Here is an 8,056-nt window from a genome sequence, read left to right as displayed (position 1 = left end):
GCCGCCTCATTCGACAGTCTGCATGAGAAACCCGCGCAGCGGTTGCGTCAATGATCTGCCGCAAGCCGCGGGTCAGTAGGTGGCGCGACCGCCCGACAGGTCGAAGACCGCGCCCGTCGAGAAGCTGCAGCGCTCGCTTGCGAGCCATGCCACCAGCTCGGCCAACTCGGTGACGGTACCCAGACGCCTGAGCGGACTTTTGGCGATCATCGTCGCGACCGTTTCAGCACTCATTTGCTGGAGCAGGTCGGTCTCGATCGCGGCGGGCGCGACGGCGTTGACGAGAACGCCCGTGCCGGCGAGCTCCTTGCCATGGGCCTTGGTGAAGGCGATGACGCCGGCCTTCGCAGCGCTGTAGGCGGCAAGCGTCGGCGTGCCTTCCTTGCCGGCTAGCGAGGCGATGTTGACGATGCGGCCATAGCGACGCGGCAGCATCGCCGCCGCTACGGCCCGCGAGCAGAGGAAGGTTCCGGTGAGGTTTATCGCCTGCACCTTCTGCCACTGCGCCAGCGGCGTTTCGGCAACGGTCGTCGAGGGACCGGTCAGGCCGGCATTGTTGACGAGGACTGCGATCGGGCCATGCTCACGCTCGGTCGACGCCAGGGCTTCCGCGACCGAGCGTTCGTCCGAGACGTCGCAGGCGAGATGCCGCTGCCCTGCAGCCGGCGGCGGGATGATGTCCCAGATCACCGGCGTCAGGCCATCCGCTTCCAGCCGTTCGGCGACGGCGGCACCGATGCCCTTGGCGCCGCCCGTGACGACGGCGATCCGCCGACCCGTCATCGCTGGCTCAGCCGAGCTTCGCAGCGACGAGCTTGCGCAGTCCGCGCAGGTCCTTGACGAAGCCGCGGATGCCCTCCGCCAGCTTCTCCGTCGCCATGGCATCCTCGTTCATCGCGAAGCGGAAGGCCTTCTCGTCGAAGCCCAGCCGCTTGTCGAAACCCGAGCCGACCTGCGGCGACGAGGCCGGCGACAGGCGACGCGGCAAATCGCCGGTCGCGGCGGCGAGTTCATCGAGCAGGCCGGGGCCGATCGTCAGGCGGTCGCAGCCAGCCAACGCTTCGATCTCGCCGGTGTTGCGGAAGGAGGCGCCCATCACGACCGTCTTGATCCCGAACGCCTTGTAATAGGCATAGATGCTCTTGACCGAGACGACGCCGGGATCGGTCTCGGCGGTGTAGGGCCCGCCGCCGGCCTTGACGTGCCAGTCGAGGATGCGGCCGACGAAGGGCGAGATCAGGAAGGCATTCGCCTCGGCTGCCGCAACCGCCTGCGGCAGCGCGAAGAGCAGGGTCAGATTGCAGTCGATCCCCTCTCCCTGCAGAACCTTGGCGGCCTGCAGGCCCTCCCAGGTCGAGGCGACCTTGATGAGGATGCGATCCTTGCCGACGCCGCGCTCCTTGTAGGCGGCGATGATGGCGCGGGCCTTCCCGACGGTCGCTTCCGTGTCGAAGGACAGGTCGGCATCGACCTCGGTCGAGACGCGGCCGGGAACGATCCTGGCCAGCTCCGCGCCGAAACTGACGGCAAGGCGATCGCAGACGGCGTGAACCGCCTTCTCGCTCCCACCCTGCTTCTTGCCCCAGCCGATCGCCTCCTCGACGAGATGGGCATAGGCGGGCGTCTCGACGGCCTTCAGGATCAGCGTCGGGTTGGTCGTGCAGTCGACCGGCTTCAGGCGGCGCACGGCCTCGATGTCGCCGGTGTCGGCGACGACGGTGGTCATTTCGCGGAGCTGGTCGAGCTTGGAGGCGGTCATCGTCTTTTCCCGGAAATCGTCTTCGTCAGGCTAACGCCTGCAATGTGACGCCTGTTCGGCAGGATTGCGAGAGGGACGGAGCAATCCCGCCATGCCCGCCACGCGGCGGGCATGGCTTTCGTGGCGAAACGCCGGTCGTCAGCTCTTCACCGCACCCGAGGTCAGCCCGCTGACCATGTTCTTGCGGAAACCGTAATAGATCACCGCGGGCGGGATGGCGTAGAGCAGGCCGGCCGCCATCAGCAGGTTCCACGGCGCATCGTCCGCCGAAAGGAAGAGTCCGAGGCCGACGGCCAGCGGCACGGCCTTTTCCGAGGAGAGCAGCAGGAACGCGTAGAGATACTCGTTCCAGGCGAGCAGCAGAGCATAGATGCCGATCACCACCATCGAGGGCTTCATCAGTGGCAGATAGACCAGCCGGAAGAGCTGGAGCGACGTCGCGCCGTCCATCACGGCGGCTTCGTCGAGCTCCTTCGGCAACTTGTCCGAGGCCTGCTTCAGCACCCAGATCGCGTAGGGCGAGGCCAGCGCGACCATGGCGAGGATGAGCGAGGCCTGCGTGTTGAGCAGCCCATAGGAGCCCATCGCCTTGTACATGGGAATGGCGAGGAAGGCGGCCGGGATCAAATAGGTCGCAAGCGCGAGGTTCATCATCGTGCGCCCGCCCCTCACCTTCAGGCGGGCGATCGCGAAGGCGGCGAGCGTCGCGACGAAGAGGGTGATCATGCCCGTCGCGACCGCGATGAAGAAGCTATTGAACAGCTGCCGCCAGAAATTGTGCAGGTAGTAGTGCTGCTGGTTGAAGACGATCTGGAAGTTCTGCAGCGTCGGATTGTCCGGCCAGAGCTTGCCGGCCAGCATCGATTCCTGGTTCGAGATCGACAGGACGAAGAGGTGATAGATCGGCAGCAGCGTCCAGATCAGCACGGGAATGGCGATCAGGATCAGTTTGCCTTCGTCGAGGAACTTTCTCATGCGTCCGCTCCCTTCGACAGGCGCTTCACCATCACGAAGACCATCGGCAGGATCAGCGGCATGGCGACGATGATCGAGGCGATGCCCAGGTCGAGGTTGTTGTTACGCATGTAGCGGATGCCGAGCGTGGCGAGCACGTGGTTGAGGTCGCCGGGGCCGCCGCTGTTGAGCAGGTAGACGCTGTTGAAGTCGCCCAGCGTCCAGATCATCGAGAGCATGGTGGAGGTGACATAGAGCGTCGCCAGCGACGGCCAGGTGATGAAGCGGAACTGCTGCCAGCGATTGGCGCCGTCGACGCTCGCGGCCTCGTAGAGGTCCTGCGCGATGGCGAGGCGGCCGGTGATCAGGATCAGCGTCCAGAACGGCAGCGACTTCCAGATATGGACGACGATCGACATCGCGAAGGCGAGCGTCGGATCAGTCAGCCAGCCCGGCCCTTCCATCACGCCGAACCAATGGAAGAGCTGCTGGTTCACCATGCCGTTCTCCGGGTTGAGCATCACCCGGAAGGACAGGATCGTCGGGATCGACGGCACCGCCCAGGGCAGGATGAACAGCACCAGCACGAAGCGGATCCAGGCGCGCTGCTGCACGAAGAAGCCGGAGAGGCCGAGCGCGATCAGGAATTTCAGGTTCACGGCCACGAACAGGAAGATGATCGTGTTGACGACCGTGCGCAGGAAGATCGGGTCTGCGAAAAGCGCCTTATAGGAATTCCAGTTGAGGCCGAGCCAGAGGCCGTAGCCCACCGGGTAGACCACCATCACAGCGAAGACGAGCACATAGGGCGCCAGCATGATCGTGCCCCAGACCGCGCGGTCGCGCGTGAAGCCCGATTTATCCTCGCGCGGTGCCGAAAGCGGCGCTGTCATGGCGGCAGTGCTCATGGACTCTCCCTGGAATTGTCACCCGGTGAAAGTTCCGCCGCGGCAAGCATTGCCGCGGCGGATCGATGATGCAAGCGAAACGAGCGTGGGGGTCAGCCGGCGATCTGCTTGATGCGGGCGATCATCTCGTCCACGGCCTGCTCAGGCGAGATCTTGTCCTGAACCACGCGGTTCACGGCCTTGGCCCAGACGTTCTCGGCGTTCACGGTCGTGAAATTGTAGTTGTAGACGAACTGGAACGGCACGGTGCCGTCCTTGTACTGCTTGTAGACGACCGCGCGGTGCGGGTCCTTGCCATCCGACCAGAACGGCGCCTCGATGCCCTTCAGCGTCGTCGGCACCCAGCGGCCGGCCGAGCCCTCGACGAAGGGGCGCAGGTTCTCGTCCTTCATGAAGAAGGCCATGAACTCCTTGGCGCGCTTCTTGTTCTTGGCGTCGGCGAAGATCACCGCCGTCTTGACCGCGGCGAGGTTGGTCATCTTGCTGCCATCGGCCTTGAGCGGGAATTCGGCCGTGCGGATGTTGTCCTCGTAGTTCTTCTTGGCCTGCGCCCGCTGCTCGGCGGTGAGCGAGGCGTTGTTCATGTCGTCCATGTGCTTGCCGGCGATCGAGATCGTGGCGTTGTGCGTGGCGACGGTGGTGCGGTTGTGGAAGGCGACGTTGTTGTCCGGGTCGAGCCAGTTGACCGAGGAGGGCGGCGTGCAGCCACGCTGGAAGATGTTCGAATAGGCCTTCACGGCCTCGATCATGGCCGCCCGGTTCTTGGGCTGGTCGAGCACGATCTTGCCGTTCTCGTCGACCACCTGCGCGTCGAACGCGTTGGCGAAGGTCAGGAAGGAGTAGAAGGTGTCGGAGGCGGCGATGCCCATCGGGTGGCCGATGCCGTAGATGCGCTTGCCCTTGGCGCGCAGCGAGCCCTGCACCTTGTCGCACCAGAAATCCCAATAGCCGTTGAAGGTCTTCGGGATATCGCTCTCCTTGAAGCCGGCCTCCTCCAGCATGTCCTTCCAGTAGGTGATGTGCATCATCTGCTGCTCGACCGGGAAAGCATAGTATGACTTCTTGCCGGCCTTGCCGTTCATCAGGAAGGTGGTCGAGAGCGCCATCGGCTGGAACTCGGCCTTCATCGGCTCGATCACGTCGGTGACGTCCTCGAGCTTGCCGTCATAGGCCCACTTGCCGGTCGTGCGGAAATCATAGGTGGTGCAGAAGCCGACATCCGGCGGCGTACCGGCATCGACGGCGCCGACCGACTTGGTGACGCAGTCCTCGGTCGCGTAGAGCGAAAGCTCGACCTTGACGCCTGTCGCTTTCTGGAACTTGTCGACGACGGCGAGCAGCGCGTCGTCCTCGCCCTTATAGAAGCCCTTGGTGAACCAGGCCGTCAGCACTTCCTGGGCCTGCGCCGCGCCGGACCAGCCGGCGAGAACCGCGGCAATGGCCGTACCCATGGCGAAATGTCGAGCCATTTTCATCAGATAACCTCCCGTTTAAACCGTTTTAATCCGACGTTTTTGATCGCCTTGCGGCGACCCTAGTCGAAAAGCCCCGCCGGAAACAAGCCGGGGGCCTGCTTATAAATAGTATTTTTGGAAAGCCCCAGGACACGCCCATCCTCGCCCTGCACCGGGGCTCCACCTTCATGGAACTGTTATGTATGGGGTCTACCGGCAGCGCCATCTCGCAGCGGCGACCCGAAAGACGGAGACGACAGATGCAGCGCAAGGCCCTGAGCGCTTTAACCCTGGCAGCCAGCCTGACGGCGACGGCGCTCGCAGCCTCCGCGGCCTGGGCCGCCGAAGGCAAGCTCGTGCTCTACACCAGCCAGCCCAATACCGACGCGCAGCAGACGATCGACGCCTTCAAGGCGAAGTACCCGAAGGTCGACGTCTCCTTCGTGCGCGACGGAACGCCGCGCATCATGGCGAAGCTCAAGGCGGAATTCGAAGCCGGCGCTCCTCAGGCCGACGTCCTTCTCATTGCCGATTCCGTCACGATGGAAGGCCTCAAGAAGGACGACCGCCTGCTCGCCCACGACAAGGCCGATGTCTCCGCCTACCCGGCCGGCGTCCACGACCCGAAGAAGATGTGGTTCGCGACCAAGCTGATCACCACCGGCATCGTCTACAACACCAAGGCGGCGATGAAGCCTGCGAGCTGGTCCGACCTGACCAAGCCCGAGGTCAAGAACCAGCTGGCCATGCCGAGCCCGCTGAACTCCGGCGCCGCGCTGATCCACACGATCACGCTGACCGGCAATCTCAAGGACGGCTGGAGCTTCTACGAGAAGCTCAAGGACAACGGCACGCTGGCCGCAGGCGCCAACGGCGACATTCTCCGCCAGGTCGCGACCGGCGAGAAGCTCTACGGCATGATCGTCGACTTCATGCCGATCCGCGAGAAGGCCAAGGGTGCGCCGGTCGAATTCGTCTTCCCGAGCGAGGGCGTCTCCGCCGTCAGCGAGCCGGTCGCTATCCTCAAGAACACCGGGAACCCCGAGGCGGCCAAGGCCTTCATCGACTTCCTGCTGTCGAAGGACGGGCAGGAGCTCGCACTGAAGCAGGGCTATGTCGCCGCCCATCCCGATGTCGCCCTGCCGGCGGGCTATCCCGCGCGCAGCGCGATCAAGCTGATGTCGTTCGACGCCGCGAAGGCGCTTGCCGACGAGACTGCCGCGCGCAAGCGCTTCAGCTCGATCTTCGAGTAAGGCGGCTTCCATGCTAGGGGCGCCGGCGCCATGACGCTGGCCATCGATCGAAACGCGAAGCGGGAGCCCACCCTGGCGGCCCCGCCCCTGCCGCCTCTGCGGCTGGCGGACGGCCTCGGCCTGCCGGCACTCGTCGTCGCGGTCGCGCTTCTGCTCGGCGGACTGCCCTTCTTCCGGCTGGCCGCGGCTGCCTTCGCCCCCGGCTGGCAGCTCGCACCCGAAGCGGCCCTCGCGGAGATGGCGAGCCGCTCGGCGGTTGCCGCGACCTGGCACAGCATCGAGACCGCAGTCCTCTCCGCTCTCGGCGCCCTCCTGGTCGGCGGCATCGTGGCGCTGGCGCTCGGCGTCACCGATGTGCGCGGCAAGCGCCCCCTCGCCTTCTTCTTCATCTTTTCGATGATGATCGCGCCACAAGTGGCGGCTCTCGCCTTCCTCAGCCTGCTGGCCCCCAACTCGCAGATCCTCGCGCTGATCGGCCTCGCGCCGGAGCCCGGCACGCCAAACCCACTCCTCGGCCGCGGCGGTATCATTCTCGTGATGGCGCTTCATCATGCGCCGCTGGTCGCGATCACGCTCTGGACGGGGCTGCGCAGCATCCCGCAATCGCTGGTCGAGGCCGCGCAGATGGAAGGCGCTGCGCCCTCCACGATCACCGCCCGCATCATCCTGCCGGTGCTGCGCCCGCAGATCGTCGCCGCCGGCCTGATCGCCTTCGTCGCCGGCGTCGGCAATTTCGGTATCCCGGCCCTGCTCGGCCTGCCCGTCAACTACCTGACGCTGCCGACACTGATCTATCGCCGGCTGTCGAGTTTCGGCCCGTCGAGCCTCGGCGAAACGGCCGCGCTCGCAGTGCTCGTCGGCGCCGTGGCGGCCCTGGGCATTCTCGCAGGCACGCTCGTCGCCCGCCGCCAGCGCGGCCGGATCGAGATCGAGCGGCCCTTCGAACCGTACTGGCAGCTCGGCTCCGCCCGCCCCGTGGTCGCAGCCGGCCTCTGGCTACTGCTGGCGCTCAAGCTCGGCCTGCCCCTGCTCGCGCTGCTGAGCGAGGCGCTGACGCCGGCGCTCGGCGTCGCCCTGACCTGGCAGAGCCTGACCTTCGACAAGTTCACCGAAGTGCTCTGGCGACAGGCTGTCACCATGCGCGCCTTCCGCAATTCGCTGCTTTTCGCAGGCGCAGCCGCCGCGATCCTGGCGTTCCTCGCGATCGCCTTCGCCTACGGCCTCGAACGGCGGCTGGGCAAGCTCCGTCGCCCGGTCGAGCTCCTGATCGAACTGCCCTATGCGCTGCCGGGCGTCGTGCTCGCCATCGCCTGCATCCTGATCTTCCTGAAGCCGCTGCCCCTGATCGGCGTTAGTATCTACGGCACCCCCTTCATCATCCTGTTCGCCTATCTCGCGCGCTTCCTGCCGCTCGCCCTGAAGGCGCCCGTCGCCGCCATGGCGCAGATCGAGGCGCATCACGAGGAGGCGGCAAAACTCGACGGCGCCAGTCTCTGGCAGATGCTGCGCTTCATCGTCGCGCCGATCCTGGCACCGGCAGCCGCGGTCTCTGCGCTGATGGTCTTCCTCGTCGCCTTCAATGAACTGACGGTATCGGCGCTGCTCTGGTCGTCCGGCACCGAGACGCTGGGGGTCGTGCTGTTCAGCCTGAAGGAAGCCGGCCTCGCCGGCGAGGCCGCGGCCGTCGCCATCAGCGCCTCGGCCGTCATCCTCTTCGCGATGCTGCTC

At 65.5% G+C, this 8,056-nt stretch carries 7 protein-coding genes; 2 read left to right on the top strand and 5 right to left on the bottom strand.

The window, feature by feature from the left end:
* Positions 1-72: 72 nt before the first annotated feature.
* The 5 genes from ACIPIA_RS06465 to ACIPIA_RS06445 form a co-directional block, all read right to left on the bottom strand.
* Positions 73-783 carry an SDR family oxidoreductase gene (locus tag ACIPIA_RS06465; protein ID WP_400507786.1) on the bottom strand — a complete coding sequence of 237 codons (711 nt, stop codon included), beginning with the start codon at positions 781-783 and terminating at the stop codon, positions 73-75.
* A 7-nt stretch (positions 784-790) separates the two neighbouring features.
* On the bottom strand, positions 791-1,759 hold the full coding sequence (tal, locus tag ACIPIA_RS06460) for a transaldolase (RefSeq protein WP_400507784.1): 969 nt from the start codon (positions 1,757-1,759) through the stop codon (positions 791-793).
* 138 nt (positions 1,760-1,897) lie between these two features.
* A complete protein-coding gene (locus tag ACIPIA_RS06455) occupies positions 1,898-2,734 on the bottom strand; it encodes a carbohydrate ABC transporter permease (protein ID WP_400507781.1) in 837 nt (278 codons plus the stop codon).
* Positions 2,731-3,606: a carbohydrate ABC transporter permease gene (locus ACIPIA_RS06450; protein ID WP_400507788.1), complete on the bottom strand. Its 876-nt coding sequence runs from the start codon at positions 3,604-3,606 to the stop codon at positions 2,731-2,733. Before ACIPIA_RS06450 ends, ACIPIA_RS06455 begins: the two co-directional genes overlap by 4 nt.
* Before the next feature lie 107 nt (positions 3,607-3,713).
* The gene (locus tag ACIPIA_RS06445; protein ID WP_400507779.1) at positions 3,714-5,096 is read right to left on the bottom strand and encodes an ABC transporter substrate-binding protein; all 1,383 of its coding nucleotides are present in this window, start codon (positions 5,094-5,096) and stop codon (positions 3,714-3,716) included.
* 239 nt (positions 5,097-5,335) lie between these two features.
* On the opposite strand from ACIPIA_RS06445, the gene ACIPIA_RS06440 reads away from it, so the two are divergent.
* Together ACIPIA_RS06440 and ACIPIA_RS06435 are read left to right on the top strand one after the other, a co-directional pair.
* The gene (locus tag ACIPIA_RS06440) at positions 5,336-6,328 is read left to right on the top strand and encodes an ABC transporter substrate-binding protein (RefSeq protein ID WP_400507777.1); all 993 of its coding nucleotides are present in this window, start codon (positions 5,336-5,338) and stop codon (positions 6,326-6,328) included.
* A gap of 30 nt (positions 6,329-6,358) precedes the next feature.
* Positions 6,359-8,056: ABC transporter permease (locus tag ACIPIA_RS06435; RefSeq protein ID WP_400507775.1), on the top strand; the 1,698-nt coding region annotated here is incomplete at its 3' end.

The sequence above is a fragment of the Allobosea sp. CER48 genome (assembly GCF_044752385.1).
Taxonomy (GTDB): Bacteria; Pseudomonadota; Alphaproteobacteria; order Rhizobiales; family Beijerinckiaceae; genus Allobosea.
This window is presented reverse-complemented; position numbering and strand designations above follow the sequence as displayed.